This is a genomic window from Ruegeria sp. CJ3, assembly GCF_056536725.1.
In genome coordinates this window covers 319392-334196 of sequence record NZ_JBQFQE010000002.1, presented here as the reverse complement: position 1 = coordinate 334196, position 14805 = coordinate 319392, and the positions used below count along the sequence as shown (strand labels likewise).

The window sequence follows — 14805 nt, the reverse complement described above, 5'->3', positions numbered from 1 at the left end:
AGGCTTGCCCTGCCACGCGCAATGCGAGACACTGAGCGTCGGGCGCGCAAGCCAGGCCAGGGTTCGGACAGAATACCAAGAATGCAATTCCTTCAACTGACAGAAACGGGCAGCGCGGTATTGGCGCTGATGATTGTCGCGGGCATGTTCATCATGTTCCTGCGCGAGGTTTACCCGACCGAGGTTGTCGCCATTGGCGGCGCCGCGCTGATGCTGGCTACCGGCATTCTGCCCTACCAAAGCGCGCTTGCGGTGCTGTCGAACCCGGCCCCGTGGACGATTGCGGCGATGTTCATCATCATGGGGGCCTTGGTGCGAACGGGGGCGTTGGATGCGTTTACTTCGACCGCGCAGAAGCAGGCGCAGGTCAATCCACGCATCGCCATCGCGCTGCTAATGGGTTTTGTAGTCATCGCCTCGGCGGTCGTGTCGAACACGCCCGTGGTGGTGGTGATGATCCCGGTCTTTATCCAGATCGCGCGGACGCTGGATGTTCCGGCCTCGAAGCTGTTGATCCCGCTGAGTTATGCGGCGATTCTGGGCGGCACGTTGACGCTGATTGGCACGTCGACCAACCTGCTGGTCGACGGTGTGGCCCGCGCGCAGGGCATGACTGCGTTTACCATTTTCGAAGTGACGCCGCTGGGCATCGCGCTGGTCATCTATGGCATGGTCTATCTGCGCTTTATCGCGCCTCGCCTTCTGCCTGATCGCGACAGCATGGCCGAGATGCTCAGCGATCGGTCCAAGATGAAGTTCTTCACCGAGGCGGTGATCCCCCCCGAAAGCAACCTGATCGGGCGCGAGGTCCCCGGCGTTCAGCTGTTCAAACGCCCCGGCGTGCGGCTTATCGACGTGATCCGCGGCGATGAATCGCTGCGGCGCAACCTCAAGGGTGTCGAGTTGCAGGTGGGCGACCGGGTCGTGCTGCGGACCGAGATGACCGAACTTCTGAGTCTGCAGAGCAACAAGGAACTCAAGCGGGTCGATCAGGTTTCGGCGGTTGAGACCAAAACGGTTGAGGTGCTGATCACGCCGGGATGCCGGATGGTCGGGCGCACGCTGGGCGCGATGCGTCTGCGGCGGCGCTATGGTGTTTACGTCCTCGCGGTGCATCGGCGGAACCAGAATATCGGGCGTCAACTGGATGCGCTGACCGTGCGCGTGGGGGATACGCTGCTGCTGGAAGGCTCACCCGCCGATATCCAGAAACTGGCCGCCGATATGGACATGGTCGATGTCACCCAGCCCTCGGCGCGGGCGTTCCGGCGCAGTCATGCTCCGATCGCCATCGGGGCGCTGATCGGGATTGTTGCGTTGGCCGGGCTTGGGGTTGCGCCGATCTTGCTGCTGTCGGTCATCGCCGTTGCGGTGGTCCTGCTGACTCGCTGTATCGATGCGGATGAGGCATTCTCATTCGTCGAGGGCCGCTTGCTGGCGCTGATCTTCTCAATGCTTGCCATCGGTGCCGCGCTGGACAAATCCGGGGCGGTATCGCTGATTGTCGAGGCGGTGGCCCCCGCGCTGGGCATGTTGCCGCCGTTCCTGATCATCTGGGCGGTGTATCTGCTGACCTCGGTCCTGACTGAACTGGTATCGAACAACGCGGTCGCCGTGGTTGTCACACCCATCGCGATCTCGCTGGCGCAGGCGGTGGGGATCGATCCGCGACCGCTGGTGGTGGCCGTGATGGTCGCGGCCTCGGCCTCGTTTGCGACGCCGATTGGCTATCAGACCAACATGATGGTCTACGGCCCCGGCGGATACCGGTTCACCGACTTTCTGAAGGTCGGTGTGCCGCTGAACCTGACGGTGGGTCTGTTGGCCTCGCTGCTGATCCCGTTCATCTGGCCACTGTAGCTAACCGGCGCGGAATCGCCGACTTGCGGGGCTTGGGTCTTGTAAATGATGATCCGGTCACAATCTTTTTCATGAAATACGAATGTGAAAGGATCGGATCATGCCGTTTCCCAAACTCGGACAGGCCATCGTGGCCGGAGCCGTCATGCTGGCCCTGCTGGGCAGCCAGAGCCATGCCGGATCGGTCACCGGAACCGCGACCTATCGCGAACGGATCGCCGTGCCGGAGGGTGCGACGCTGTATGTCGAGCTTCAGGATATTTCACTGGCAGATGCGCCTGCTGTTACGTTGGCCGCGCAGCGTTATGCATTGACCGGGGTGCCGACCGAATTCGAGCTGAGCTTTGATGATGCGTTGATCCGCGATGGCATGACCTATGCGGTCAGCGGCTCGATCTATCAGGGCGATCAGCTGTTGTTCACTACCGATACCGTCCACCCGGTGCTGACCCACGGGGCCGGAGACCAGACCGATCTTGTGCTGGTACAGGTCAGCGGTCAGGGCACCGCCACACTGGAAGACACCAACTGGACCGCCATTGGCATCAATGGCGCGGTCATCAACGCCGAACGCCCGCCGCAACTGTCGTTCATGCAGGGCGGAGCCTTCAACGGGTTCGGCGGCTGCAACCGGTTCATGGGGCAGGCGGACCTGTCGGGCGACAGCCTTGGGTTCCCGGATAACATGGCAGCCACCCTGATGGCTTGCCCGCCCGGAATGGAAGAGGTTGAGGATCAATTCTTTGCCGCCCTTCAGGGCGTGACCACCTATGCGGTGGCGGGTGACAGTCTGGTGCTGCTGGATGGCTCGGGTGAACCGGTTCTGAAATTCATCCGTACGCCATAATCAGGCCACGGCGCGCGACCGTCCTGCGTTGCGGCCCGAGAAGATGCAGCCGCCCAGAAACGTGCCCTCAAGCGCGTTGTACCCGTGATAGCCGCCGCCGCCAAAGCCGGCGACCTCTCCGGCCGCAAACAGGCCGGGGACTACTTGACCGTCGGCACCGATCATCTGGCTGTCGAGGTTGGTCTGCAGACCGCCCAGCGTCTTGCGGGTCAGCACATGCAGCTTGACCGCGATCAGCGGGCCGTTTGACGGATCAAGGAACTTATGCGGCTTGGCTGTGCGGATCAGCCGGTCGCCGCGATAGTTCCGCGCCGCGAGGATCGCCATCATCTGCGCATCTTTCGAGAACGGATTGTCCACCTGCGAATCCCGCGCCTCGATTTGGGCGCGCAGATGTGCCTCGTCGATCAAACCTCCGCCCAGCTGGTTCATACCGGTGACCAGCTCGGTCAGGGTGCGGGCCGCGACAAAATCCTCACCCTTTTCCTTGAATGCCTCGACCGGCCCGGTGGCTTTTGAGCCGGACAGGATGCGCTGACGGATCACCTCTTTCCAACTGCCAGAGGTGAAATCAGGGTTCTGTTCAGACCCCGAAAGGGCGAATTCCTTTTTGATCACCTTCTGCGTCAGAACGAACCAGCTGTATTCATGCCCGGTTTTCAGGATTTCCTGCAGCGTGCCCAGCGTGTCGAAACCGGGCAAACAGGGCGGTTGCAGGCGATTGCCGCGCGCGTCGAACCACATAGAACTGGGGCCGGGCAGGATGCGAATGCCATGGGCGGGCCAGATCGGATCCCAGTTGCGCACGCCCTCGGTATAGTGCCACATCCGATCGCCGTTGATTACATGCCCGCCTGCCTTTTCAGTGATCGGGATCATGCGGCCATCCACATGGAACGGCACGCCCGCCACCATGTCCTTTGGTGGTTCCCCCAAGCGATCCCGCGGCCAGTTCTTGCGCACCATCTCGAAATTGCCGCCGATCCCGCCCGAGGTGACGATGACCGAGGGTGCATAGACCTCGAACTCGCCCACCTCATCGCGGTTGGTCTTGCCGCCGCGCTGGGCAGTGTCATCGGCCAGAACCTCTCCGGACACACCTTTGGCGCAACCGTTTTGCATGATGATATGGCTGACCTGATGACGGAACTTCATCTGGATCAATCCGGCGCTGACGTGTTCCTGCACACGGCGGATGAAATGTTCCAACACACCCGGCCCTGTGCCCCATGTGATGTGAAAGCGCGGGACCGAGTTGCCATGACCGTCCGCATAAGACCCGCCGCGTTCGGCCCAGCCCACGACCGGGAACCAGCGCAGGCCCATCTCATGCAACCACGGGCGCATCTCACCGGCGGCAAACTCGACATAGGCCTGCGCCCATTTGCGGGGCCAGGCGTCCTCATCCCGGTCAAACTGCGCGCTGCCCATCCAGTCGCGCAGCGCCAGATCGTGGCAGTCGCGAATGCCCATGCGGCGCTGTTCGGGGGTGTCGACCATGAACAGGCCGCCGAGGCTCCAGAAGGCTTGCCCGCCCAGGAAATGTTCAGGCTCCTGATCGACGATGATCACCCGTTTACCGCGATCACCCAGTTCCGCCGCCGCCGCCAGACCGGCAAGCCCGCCGCCGACCACAATCGCGTCTGCTGTGTTGTTGGTCATGGACTGTCCTTTCAGCGGCTGCGGAACCAGAGGATGAAGGGGGTGACGACCACATACATGGTGATCCCATAGACGGCGGCCGGGACGGCCAGAGGGCTGAAACCGGTTGTCGTGCCGGTGATCAGCGCCGCCAGCGTGATCCCCATCGCCGAATTCTGAATGCCGGTTTCGACCGAGATTGTCTTCGCCTCGCCCCAAGGCAGCTTGGCCGCGCGGGCCAGCCCCAACCCGGCCAGCAACAGGAATATGTTCAGCGCGATCAGGGCCGCCCCGATCGAGCTGAGATTGGTGATGAAAAACTGCCAGTTTCCGGCCAGAGCGGCGGCAACGATCAGAACGAACAGAACCGATGCAAGCGTCGACAGTGGTCCGTCGACGCGTATCGCAAAGCTTGTTGCAAAGCGGCGAATGCTGACGCCGATGGCGACGGGCAGGGTGGTGATCAGGAACAGCGCCGTCGCCAGCGTGCTGATCGATACGTCGGGCGCGGCCTCGCCCATGAAATGGTCGATGGACCACGCAGCCAGTACCGGGACGGTCACGATGGACAACAGGCTGATGACGGCGGTCAGGCTGACCGATAGGGCCACATCGCCTTTGGCGAATTTCGCCAAGATGTTGCTTGTCACTCCACCGGGGCAGAAACTGAGCAGCATGACGCCCACGGCGATCTCGGGCGGCAGGGCGAACAGTTTGACGGTGACAAACGCGGCTAGCGGGATCAACACCACTTGGCTGACCGCGCCGATGGCAAAGGGGAAGCCTCGGGTCAGGACGCGGCGAAAGTCGGCTACCTCAAGCCCGACGCCCAGAGACAGCATGATAATGGCCAGCGAAAGCGGCAGGCCGACATTGATTAGCAGGTCCAAGAACAACTCCTCCCAAAGCCGTTCGGGCCAGCCTATGCGAGGGGTCGTGGATCAGGCAACCGCTCCGTTGGGTCACCCGTAGCGTTGCGCAAACCGACGCAGGATTTTGCCCGGTTGGGTGACGTCGGCGGCGTGGCACATATCGATCAGGCCTTGCGCATCTTCGGGCGGGAAATAGCCGTGATCCTTGTAGATATGGATGCGTTCTTCGAAATCATGCGCGTCCGCCTCGGGGTGGAACTGCGTGGCATAGACGTTCTGCCCCCAGCGGATCATCTGGAACGGGCAGGGGTCCGAGGCCACCAGATGCACGCAGCCATCGGGTAGGGATTGCACGGCTTCTTTATGGCCGACAAAGGCCTCGAATTCCGGTTGCAGCCCAGCAGTCAGCGGGTCTTGCGCGCCTTCGTCGGTCAGGCGGCAATCGGATGGGCCAACCGGCTCACCATATTGCCGCTTGCTGACGTCGCCACCCAGATGCGCGGTCAGGATGCCCAAGCCATAGCAGCAGCCCATGAATGGATGATCCCGCGCGGTGATCTGCGGCATCAGCCCCATGATCGCGCCTTCGATTTTTGCGTCCAGCGCGGGTTTGCTGGCCGGATCGTCACTGACGCAGCCCGGTCCGCCACCCACTATGACGCCGGCATAGTCGGTGACATTCAACCCTTCGGGCAGGTCCTCGCAATCCAGTCGGATGCGGTGGGTCTGCGCGGGGCTGAGGCCGGTTTTGTCCAGGATCGAGGCATACTCGGCATCCGAGGCATCGGTTTCCGGGCGCAGTTGCAGGATTAGAAAGCGTTTCATGCGCTGCCTTTACCCGTCAAAGCGGCCAGAACACAAGGATCGAGGGGATCGAAACGGCGATGATCAAAATCTCCAGCGGCAGACCCATGCGCCAGTAGTCGCCGAAATGATAGCCTCCGGGACCAAGCACCAGCGTGTTGTTCTTGTGTCCGATCGGCGTCAGGAACGCCGCCGAGGCCGCCACGGCCACCGTCATCAGGAACGGGTCGGGCGAGACCTCAAGCGTGCGCGCCATCTGGATTCCGACGGGGGCGGCGACGATGGCGGTTGCGGTGTTGTTCAGCACATCCGACAGGGTCATGGTGACCACCATCAGCACGGTCAGGATGGCCCATGCGGGCAGTCCGTTTGTCAGTTGGATTAGCACGTTGGCGATAAGCTCTGTGCCGCCTGAGGTCTCCAAGGCGCTGCCCAGTGGGATCATGGACCCAAGCAGAACCACCACGGGCCATTCGATGTGATTGTAGATATCGGCGATGGGCATGATCTTGGTCAGCACATAGGCCACAACGACCAAGCCCAAAGCGATGGGCAGATAGATCAGCCCGATACTGGCGGCCAGCACGGCGGCGGCGAACAGACCAATCGCCAGCCACGCCTTGTCGTTAGCGGTCACATTCAATCCGCGTTCAGCCAGTGGCAAACAGCCCAGCCATTCGGTCACATCGGCGCTGCGGTCGCGTGGGCAGAGCAACAGCAGGATGTCCCCGGCCTCAACCTCCGTCTTGCGGACCTGTTCGGTGATGCGCCGCCCCTGACGGGAGATACCCATCAGCACTGTGCTTTGCCGCCAGGCCAACCCAAGCGCTTGTGCCGTGCGCCCGGTGATGCGGGCGCTTTCGGGGGCGACAACCTCGATCACCTCCAGTCCGTCGCCCTCGGCGGTCAGCACCTCCTGCCGCCGAGTATCAGAGAAATTCAAATTGAGCGCAGCGCGAAACTCATCCAGCGCCTCGGGCCGCGCCTCAAGCACGAGCGCATCACCTTCACGCAGCGAGGTGTGGGTCGAACGGCCATAGCGGCGTTTGCCATCGCGGATCAGGCCGATGATCGCAACGTCGGACTTCTCGGCGGCCTCATAGAGTTCGCTGACCCGCTTGCCGATGTGGGGCGACTCGGGCGGGATGGTCAGTTCGGCGATGTATTCGGCTAGCACTTCGGATGTTTCTTGCTGCACGCCACGGTTGGGGATCAGACGCCAACCGATCAGCGCGACAAAGGCCAGACCGGCAATGGCCGCGATCCCGCCCACGGGGGCGAAATCGAACATATGAAACGGCTCACCCAGCGTTTCGGCTCGGATCGAGGCGATGATGATGTTCGGCGGCGTCCCGATCAGCGTCGCCATTCCCCCAAGGATCGTCGCAAAGCTGAGCGGCATCAGCGACAGACCGACCGGGCGCGCCGCCTTGCGGGCGGTTTGGATATCAACCGGCATCAGCAGCGCCAGCGCCGCGACGTTGTTCATGAAGGCTGACAGAACCGCTCCGATCCCGCCCATCAGCGCGATGTGGGCGCCGAGGCCCCGCGAGGCATCCACCAACGTTCGCGTAATCATGAACACCGCGCCCGAGCGCACCAGACCGGCTGACACCACCAGCACCAAGGCGACAATGATTGTGGCGGGGTGCCCAAACCCTGCAAAGGCACGATCTACGGGCACCACGCCCAGCGTCACCGCAACCATCAGCGCGGTAAAGGCCACAAGATCATAGCGGAACCGCCCCCACAGCAGCATTCCGAACACGGCGATGAAAAGGGAAAAAAGAATGATCTGATCTGTCGTCATACCGCCACCATAGCCTCAGGCGAAGGCGGAGCAAGCCGGTCTCTTGATCCCATCCCCCGCAAACGTCTATATGAGCGCCGAACACGCAATCACGAATGACGAGGACGCACCATGGCAGGCCACTCAAAATGGGCCAATATCCAGCACCGCAAGGGACGTCAGGACGCCGCGCGGTCCAAACTGTTTTCCAAGCTGTCGAAAGAGATCACCGTGGCCGCCAAGATGGGCGACCCCGATCCCGACAAGAATCCACGCCTGCGTCTGGCGGTGAAAGAGGCCAAGTCGAACTCGGTACCCAAGGACGTGATCGATCGCGCGATCAAGAAATCGGTGGCCGGTGAAGGCGATGAATACGAAGAGATCCGGTATGAGGGCTATGGCCCCAATGGCGTAGCGGTCATCGTCGAAACTATGACCGACAACCGCAACCGGACGGCCTCGACCGTGCGGTCTACCTTTTCCAAAAATGGCGGCAATCTGGGTGAAACTGGCTCGGTCGGGTTCATGTTCGAACGCAAGGGCGAGGTTGTATATCCGGTCGACGCAGGTGATGCGGACACCATCCTTGAGGCCGCCATCGAGGCCGGGGCCGAAGACGTCGAAAGCTCGGAAGACGGTCATATTATCTGGTGCGCCGATACCGATCTGAATGATGTGTCGAACGCGCTCGAAGGTGCCCTGGGCGAATCCGAGGCCACCAAGCTGGTCTGGAGGCCGACCACCACCACGGAACTGGGTCTGGAAGACATGCAAAAGCTGATGAAGCTGGTGGATGCGCTGGAAGATGACGATGACGTGCAGCGCGTGACCACGAACTTTGAGGCCACCGACGAGGTCATGGCGCAGCTTTAACGCGGGGCCAGATCCAAACCGGAAACCCGGCCCCCGAGCCGGGTTTTTGCGTTTTCAGGGGGGCTTGGCCCGCAAAGTTTGCCCCTATACAGTTCTTTGCAACAGGGAAAACACCGCGATCCACGCGGCATAGGGCAAACGCAGATGGCATCCAAAACAACTGATCCGGGGCGGCGCAATGTGCCGGTTCTGGCCGGGCAAAGCATCCTGTCGCAGGTGGCATGGACGCTGGGCAGCCCCTCGGTCGTCCTGCCGTTTCTGGCGGTTTCACTGGAACTGCCCATGTTTCTGGCCGGGGCGCTGGTGTCGATCCGCATGGTCGGCAGCATGATTTCGGACGTGTTCTTTGCCCGCCCCATCGCCGCGCAGGCGCGCAAGAAACGCGGCATCGCCCTGACTGAAATAGGCATCGGGGGCTGCCTGTTGATGGCCCTGCTGATCGCGGCCACCGGCAGCGTATCCATGACCGCCATTGCCTTTGTGACAGCCTTCTTCCTGATCGGGCTGATCGAGGAAAGCCAATCCTTGATGCTGTCCGACCTGTTCGGAGATCACCTGAAGTCAAAATCCCGGATGATCATCCACTACGTTCAGCTTGGGGCAGGGGGGCTGGGCGCGATCGGGCTGGCGTTGCTGCTGCACGAGATCACCAAGGAAAACCCGCCCTTCTCGCGTCATTCAGCTGTGATCATTGCGTCGGTTGTGTTCTTCCTGTTCTCGGCACTGTGCATTCTGGGCATGGCCGAAATCGCGCCCGAGGACAAAACCCCGCAACCGGATAAGAGACCCCGCCAATCCCTGCGCGAAATCATCTCGGGCATTGTCAGCATGTTCGAACAGCAGTGGTTCCGGCGCTACATGGTGATGCGCCTGCCGCTGGTCGTCGTCGCTCTGTCCGTCCCGTTCTTTGCATTGATCGCGGCCGAGGCGCATCACACGTCAGCCAAAGGGTTGACCGCGATGATCATCTCATCGGCGTCGGGTTACCTGGTCTCGGCTCCGTTGTGGCAGGCCGTGAACCTGAAATCCCATCGTGCGGTGATGGTGACCGGCAACCTGATGGTCGCCGTGACTGGGATCGTGTTGTTGAGCTTTCACTATCTGGACCTCGATCACACGATCCATCTGCACGCCATCTCGCTATTTGTGGTCTCAGTCGCAGCCACCGGGATCGCCAGCGCGCGCAAGCTGTATTTTCTGGACGTCGCCCCCAAGGATCAGCGCGTGCAGGGGGCGGCGGCGATCAAGGCGATCTGCCGGCTGGCCGGGGTGATCCTGTCGGCGGCGATGGCGGGCGTGGCGCATCTGCACGAGGTCGCCTCGGCCATCGTGTTCATCGTGCTGGTCAGTTTCTGGGCGGCTTTTGCCTGCTATCGCATCGTGCAGCCGCCAAAACCTGCGGTATCGCAGGCCTAACCCGGCGGGATCAGCACGTCAGCCGCTGCGCGCCGGACCGCTTGTGTCAGCGGGGCCAGCGCCGGCGCCAGAACCCGTCCGATCTGCCATGTTAGCGCGACGTCCAGCGGGGCGTCAGGAAGGACCTCGACCAGTCGCCCATCTGCGATCGCGCCGCGGACCAGCCCCTCGGGGTTCATGCCCCATCCCAGCCCTGCGATGGCGGCTTCGACAAAGCCCTGCGAGGAGGGCAGGAAATGCGAGGGCGGAGAGATCCGGTTGCCCGTATGCGCCGCCAGCCATGTCTTTTGCAGATTGTCCTTGCGGTTGAAGATCAGGCACGGCGCGCGGGACAGGGTGTGGTCCGAGACACCGTCCGAAAACCACCTGCGCATGAAATTGGGACTTGCTGTCGGCAGGTAGCGCAGCGTTCCAAGCGCCAGCGCGTCGCAACCCGTGACCGGCTGGCCACCGACTGTGATCGCGGCGCTGACCTCGCCCCGCCGCAACCAGCCGACGGAATGGTCCTGATCGTCGATGACCAGATCGAACAGCATTTCGCTTGTCTGCGCCATGGCATCGACGAACCACGTGGCCAGAACATCAGCCGGTACCGCGACCCGCACGCGCGCCGGGCCCGCGCGCTGATCCAGCGTGATCTCGCGCGACAGTTGGGCTTCAAGCAGACCGATATCTTCTGCGTGCCGGGCAATCCGCAACCCCGTGGGGGTTCCGGTGCAGGGCGTGCCGCGCTTGATCAAAGCGGCACCCACCCGATCCTCAAGCGCTTTGATCCGTTGGGAAATGGCCGAGGGCGTCACCGCCAGTTCCGCCGCCGCCGCATCAAAGCTGCCATGACGCAGGATGGCGGAAAGGGCGGACAGGTGATGTGGGTCGAGCAGCATTAGCACAACTTAATTTTAGTTAGTATCTTTAATTTGATAGGGCTTCCCGCAGCCTGTAGTCAACGGCGCAGACTCACAAGGAGGTCGCATGTTCCCATCCATGATCGCCGGGTTCGCGCTCGGCTTCAGTCTGATCCTTGCCATCGGAGCCCAGAACGCCTTTGTCCTGCGGCAGGGTCTGCGGCGCGAGCATGTCTTTGTGCTGTGCCTGACCTGCGCGGTCTCAGACGCGATCCTGATCGCCGCCGGCGTCTCTGGCTTTGGCACGCTGGCGCAGGCTGTGCCGTGGTTTGAGACCGTGATGCGCTATGGCGGTGCGGTGTTTCTGACGTGGTACGCTTTGCGCAGCTTCCGGTCTGCTCTGCAGGGCGGTGCGGCGATGGAACTGGGCGGGGGGCAGGTCACCAGCCTGCGCGCGGCGTTGTTGACCGTACTGGCCTTCACCTGGCTGAACCCGCATGTCTATCTGGATACGGTGGTGCTAATCGGTTCGATCTCGGCGCAATATGACGACCGGCTGGCCTTTGGAATTGGGGCGGTCACCTCCAGCTTTGTGTTTTTCTTCTCGCTGGGCTACGGCGCGCGGGTTCTGTCGCCTGTGTTCACCCGCCCGCGCGCGTGGCAGGCGCTGGATGTGGTGATCGGCGTGGTGATGCTGCTGATCGCTGCGAAACTTGTTATCATGTGAAGGGTTGTTCCCGGCAGGAATCCGGTGTTCAACCTTTTGTATGACTTCACCCGACCACAGTTATCGCCCTCTGACCGGCATGTTCTGGATGCTGGCGGCAGGTCTGTCTTTTGTGGGGATGAATGCGCTGGTGAAAATCCTCGGGACCAGTATGAACCCGATACAGGCTGCGTTCCTGCGCTATGTGTTCGGGCTGGTCTTCCTGCTACCCGCCCTGCGCGCGATCCTCGACACCCCTCTGACGCGCCGCAGCCTGACCTTGTTTGGCCTGCGTGGGGTGATCCACGCCGTTGCCGTAATGTTGTGGTTCTTCGCCATGACCCGCATCCCTCTGGCCGAGGTGACGGCGATGAACTACCTGACCCCGGTTTACGTGACGCTGGGCGCGGCTTTGTTTCTGGGCGAAAAGCTGGCCTTTCGCCGGATCGCCGCCATCGGTGTGGCCCTGATCGGAGTGCTGATCATTCTGCGCCCCGGTTTCAAAGAGGTGCTGCCCGGCCATCTTGCGATGCTGGGTACAACGCTGGCGCTGGGCGGGTCTTACCTGCTGGCCAAGGTGTTGGTGCGCGACATCCGACCCTCGGTCGTGGTGGCGCATCTGTCGATCTGGGTGACGCTTGCACTGATCCCCTTTGCCATCGCAGTGTGGCAGCCGCCCAGCCTGCGCGACATGGGGATTTTGTTCGTCGTCGCCAGTTTTGCGACCGCCGGGCATTACTTCATGACTTTGGCCCTACAGGCCGCACCCGTTGCGGTGACCCAGCCGGTGACCTTCCTGCAATTGATCTGGGCAACGCTGCTAGGGGCGATGGTGTTTCACGAAGGCATTGACGGCTGGGTTATCGCGGGGGGCAGCTTGATCCTGGGCGCGCTCAGCTTCATCACCTGGCGCGAAGCCCGGATCATGCGCAGGCCGCCGACGCCTGCGCAAGGGTCTGAAAGCCCGCCCGCGGCACGTTGAAAAAGGTTATTGATTGACGGGTCAATAAAAACGTCTTAGCTTTTCTGCAGCAACAGATGTGGCAGAGGGGCAGAGATGCCGAAACTCGGAATGGAACCGATCCGGCGCGATGCGATCGTCAAGGCGACGATCGCCGAACTTGGAGTGCAGAAATCCCTCGACGTGACCGTCAGCCAGATCGCCAAACGTGCGGGCATGTCCAGCGCGCTGGCCCATCACTATTTCGGCGGGAAAGAGCAGATTTTTCTGGCCGCAATGCGCCGTATCCTGTCGGATTTCGGAGCCGAGGCACGCGCGCAGCTAGCGACCGCGAAACCAGAGGAGCGCGGGCAGGCGATCATCCGCGCCTGTTTTGCACCGTCCTGTTTCACGCCGGACGTGATCGCCGCCTGGATGAGCTTTTATGTGCTGGCGCAAACCAATGATGACGCGCTGCGCCTTTGGCAGATTTATCAGGGTCGCATCCGGTCAAACCTGATCGACGCTCTGCGTCCGCTGATGCGGAACCCGGTCGAGGCGGCGGAAGACATGATCGCGCTGATCGATGGGCTGTATATCCACGCGGCCCTGAACGCCCCGCAAGAGCCGCAACTGGCGGTAAACCACGCCCAGCGCGTCCTGGCGACCTTTCTCGAGGCCGAAAAATGACACAACCCAACATTCTGATCCTGATGGTGGATCAGCTGAACGGAACGCTCTTTCCTGACGGTCCCGCCGACTGGCTTCATGCGCCGAACCTGAAGAAGCTGGCCGAGCGATCGACCCGTTTTGCCAACGCCTACACCGCATCGCCCCTGTGCGCGCCCGGTCGGGCCAGTTTCATGTCCGGCCAGTTGCCCTCGCGCACCGGGGTCTATGACAACGCGGCTGAGTTCCGTAGCGATATTCCTACATACGCCCATCATCTGCGCCGCGCGGGCTACTACACCTGCCTTTCGGGCAAGATGCATTTCGTCGGGCCCGACCAGATGCATGGGTTCGAGGACCGCCTAACCACCGATATCTATCCTGCCGATTTTGGCTGGACGCCCGACTACCGCAAACCGGGTGAGCGGATCGATTGGTGGTATCACAACATGGGTTCGGTGACGGGCGCGGGCGTCGCTGAAATCTCGAACCAGATGGAATATGACGACGAGGTCGCCTATCACGCCAAGGCCAAGCTTTATGACTTGGCGCGGGGTAACGATGACCGTCCGTGGTGTGTAACCGCCAGCTTTACACACCCACATGACCCCTATGTGGCCCGACGCAAATACTGGGACCTCTACGAGGATTGCGAGCATCTTGAACCCGATGTCGCGGACCTTGGCTATGATAATCAGGATCCGCATTCCAAACGCATTTTCGACGCCAATGACTGGCGCAGTTTTGACATCACACGGGAAGACATCCGCAAATCCCGCCGCGCCTATTTCGCCAATATCTCTTATCTTGACGACAAGATCGGTGAAATCCTCGAGGTGCTGGAGACCACGCGGCAAGAGGCGATCATCCTCTTCGTCTCGGATCACGGCGACATGCTGGGTGAACGGGGTTTGTGGTTCAAGATGAACTTCTATGAAGGTTCGGCGCGCGTGCCGTTGATGATCGCGGCTCCGGACCTGCCCGCGGGGCGTATCGACACGCCGGTGTCCACTATTGATGTAACACCGACTCTGGGATCGCTCGCAGGTGTTGATATGGCCGAGATCGCCCCCTGGACCGATGGTGAAGACCTTGTACCGCTTGCGCAGGGCGTTGAACGTACCGCTCCCGTTGCAATGGAATACGCGGCAGAGGCGTCTTATGCGCCGCTGGTCTCGCTACGTTATGGCAAATGGAAGTACAACCGTTGCGCGCTCGACCCGGATCAACTCTTCGACCTTTTGACCGATCCTCATGAGTTAACCAACCTCGCCGACGCGCCCGAACACGCCGGGACGTTGCAGACTCTCAGGGCCAAGTCCGAGGCTCGCTGGGACCTCGACCGCTTCGACGCCGAAATCCGGGCCAGTCAGGCCAGGCGCTGGGTGGTCTATGAGGCGCTGCGACAGGGTGGATATTACCCGTGGGACTATCAGCCGCTGCAGAAAGCGTCCGAGCGCTACATGCGCAACCACATGGACCTGAACACCGTCGAGGAAAGCCAGCGCTTCCCGCGCGGCGAATAACCTCTTCATCTTTTTGC

At 61.7% G+C, this 14805-nt stretch carries 13 protein-coding genes; 8 read left to right on the top strand and 5 right to left on the bottom strand.

Annotation, left to right across the window (positions count from 1 at the left end; genetic code table 11):
* Nucleotides 1-81: 81 nt before the first annotated feature.
* Nucleotides 82-1860: an SLC13 family permease gene (locus tag ACR0J1_RS04765; RefSeq protein ID WP_480730979.1), complete on the top strand. Its 1779-nt coding sequence runs from the start codon at nucleotides 82-84 to the stop codon at nucleotides 1858-1860.
* Between the two features lie 100 nt (nucleotides 1861-1960).
* The gene (locus ACR0J1_RS04760; RefSeq protein WP_480730977.1) at nucleotides 1961-2707 is read left to right on the top strand and encodes a YbaY family lipoprotein; all 747 of its coding nucleotides are present in this window, start codon (nucleotides 1961-1963) and stop codon (nucleotides 2705-2707) included.
* Here the strand turns inward: ACR0J1_RS04760 and ACR0J1_RS04755 are convergent, their stop codons facing one another.
* The 4 genes from ACR0J1_RS04755 to ACR0J1_RS04740 form a co-directional block, all read right to left on the bottom strand.
* The gene (locus tag ACR0J1_RS04755) at nucleotides 2708-4369 is read right to left on the bottom strand and encodes an FAD-binding dehydrogenase (RefSeq protein ID WP_480730975.1); all 1662 of its coding nucleotides are present in this window, start codon (nucleotides 4367-4369) and stop codon (nucleotides 2708-2710) included. It abuts the gene before it with no gap.
* Nucleotides 4370-4380: 11 nt separating this feature from the next.
* Nucleotides 4381-5238 (bottom strand): bile acid:sodium symporter family protein, encoded by an 858-nt coding sequence (locus ACR0J1_RS04750; protein WP_480730973.1) that lies wholly within the window; start codon nucleotides 5236-5238, stop codon nucleotides 4381-4383.
* A 72-nt stretch (nucleotides 5239-5310) separates the two neighbouring features.
* The gene (locus ACR0J1_RS04745; protein WP_480730971.1) at nucleotides 5311-6045 is read right to left on the bottom strand and encodes a glutamine amidotransferase; all 735 of its coding nucleotides are present in this window, start codon (nucleotides 6043-6045) and stop codon (nucleotides 5311-5313) included.
* Nucleotides 6046-6061: 16 nt separating this feature from the next.
* Complete coding sequence (locus ACR0J1_RS04740; RefSeq protein WP_480730970.1) at nucleotides 6062-7834, bottom strand: SLC13 family permease; 1773 nt, start codon at nucleotides 7832-7834, stop codon at nucleotides 6062-6064.
* A gap of 111 nt (nucleotides 7835-7945) precedes the next feature.
* Here ACR0J1_RS04740 and ACR0J1_RS04735 point away from each other — a divergent pair, with 111 nt between their 5' ends.
* Both ACR0J1_RS04735 and ACR0J1_RS04730 read left to right on the top strand, forming a co-directional pair.
* Nucleotides 7946-8686, top strand: coding sequence for a YebC/PmpR family DNA-binding transcriptional regulator (locus ACR0J1_RS04735; RefSeq protein ID WP_480730968.1), 741 nt, complete (start codon nucleotides 7946-7948; stop codon nucleotides 8684-8686).
* 144 nt (nucleotides 8687-8830) lie between these two features.
* Nucleotides 8831-10102, top strand: a complete 1272-nt coding sequence (locus ACR0J1_RS04730) for an MFS transporter (protein WP_480730966.1) — start codon at nucleotides 8831-8833, stop codon at nucleotides 10100-10102.
* Here ACR0J1_RS04730 and ACR0J1_RS04725 read toward each other — a convergent pair.
* Nucleotides 10099-10986: a LysR family transcriptional regulator ArgP gene (locus ACR0J1_RS04725; RefSeq protein WP_480730965.1), complete on the bottom strand. Its 888-nt coding sequence runs from the start codon at nucleotides 10984-10986 to the stop codon at nucleotides 10099-10101. The genes ACR0J1_RS04730 and ACR0J1_RS04725 overlap by 4 nt on opposite strands.
* A gap of 88 nt (nucleotides 10987-11074) precedes the next feature.
* Between ACR0J1_RS04725 and ACR0J1_RS04720 the strand changes: the two genes are divergently transcribed.
* The 4 genes from ACR0J1_RS04720 (at nucleotide 11075) to betC (ending at nucleotide 14788) form a co-directional block, all read left to right on the top strand.
* Nucleotides 11075-11674 carry a LysE/ArgO family amino acid transporter gene (locus ACR0J1_RS04720; RefSeq protein ID WP_480730963.1) on the top strand — a complete coding sequence of 200 codons (600 nt, stop codon included), beginning with the start codon at nucleotides 11075-11077 and terminating at the stop codon, nucleotides 11672-11674.
* A 40-nt stretch (nucleotides 11675-11714) separates the two neighbouring features.
* The gene (locus tag ACR0J1_RS04715) at nucleotides 11715-12635 is read left to right on the top strand and encodes a DMT family transporter (RefSeq protein ID WP_480730961.1); all 921 of its coding nucleotides are present in this window, start codon (nucleotides 11715-11717) and stop codon (nucleotides 12633-12635) included.
* A 75-nt stretch (nucleotides 12636-12710) separates the two neighbouring features.
* Nucleotides 12711-13283 (top strand): choline-binding transcriptional repressor BetI, encoded by a 573-nt coding sequence (gene betI / locus ACR0J1_RS04710; RefSeq protein ID WP_480730959.1) that lies wholly within the window; start codon nucleotides 12711-12713, stop codon nucleotides 13281-13283.
* Nucleotides 13280-14788, top strand: a complete 1509-nt coding sequence (gene betC / locus ACR0J1_RS04705) for a choline-sulfatase (protein ID WP_480730957.1) — start codon at nucleotides 13280-13282, stop codon at nucleotides 14786-14788. The genes betI and betC overlap by 4 nt, the downstream gene beginning before the upstream one ends.
* Nucleotides 14789-14805: the final 17 nt, after the last annotated feature.

Bases quoted from the DNA above. Each gene is read 5' to 3' on its own strand.
- ACR0J1_RS04765 (WP_480730979.1), top strand. From the start codon at position 82: ATGCAATTCCTTCAACTGACAGAAACGGGCAGCGCGGTATTGGCGCTG.
- ACR0J1_RS04760 (WP_480730977.1), top strand. From the start codon at position 1,961: ATGCCGTTTCCCAAACTCGGACAGGCCATCGTGGCCGGAGCCGTCATG.
- ACR0J1_RS04755 (WP_480730975.1), bottom strand. From the start codon at position 4,369: ATGACCAACAACACAGCAGACGCGATTGTGGTCGGCGGCGGGCTTGCC.
- ACR0J1_RS04745 (WP_480730971.1), bottom strand. From the start codon at position 6,045: ATGAAACGCTTTCTAATCCTGCAACTGCGCCCGGAAACCGATGCCTCG.
- ACR0J1_RS04740 (WP_480730970.1), bottom strand. From the start codon at position 7,834: ATGACGACAGATCAGATCATTCTTTTTTCCCTTTTCATCGCCGTGTTC.
- ACR0J1_RS04735 (WP_480730968.1), top strand. From the start codon at position 7,946: ATGGCAGGCCACTCAAAATGGGCCAATATCCAGCACCGCAAGGGACGT.
- ACR0J1_RS04730 (WP_480730966.1), top strand. From the start codon at position 8,831: ATGGCATCCAAAACAACTGATCCGGGGCGGCGCAATGTGCCGGTTCTG.
- ACR0J1_RS04725 (WP_480730965.1), bottom strand. From the start codon at position 10,986: ATGCTGCTCGACCCACATCACCTGTCCGCCCTTTCCGCCATCCTGCGT.
- ACR0J1_RS04720 (WP_480730963.1), top strand. From the start codon at position 11,075: ATGTTCCCATCCATGATCGCCGGGTTCGCGCTCGGCTTCAGTCTGATC.
- ACR0J1_RS04715 (WP_480730961.1), top strand. From the start codon at position 11,715: ATGACTTCACCCGACCACAGTTATCGCCCTCTGACCGGCATGTTCTGG.
- betI (WP_480730959.1), top strand. From the start codon at position 12,711: ATGCCGAAACTCGGAATGGAACCGATCCGGCGCGATGCGATCGTCAAG.
- betC (WP_480730957.1), top strand. From the start codon at position 13,280: ATGACACAACCCAACATTCTGATCCTGATGGTGGATCAGCTGAACGGA.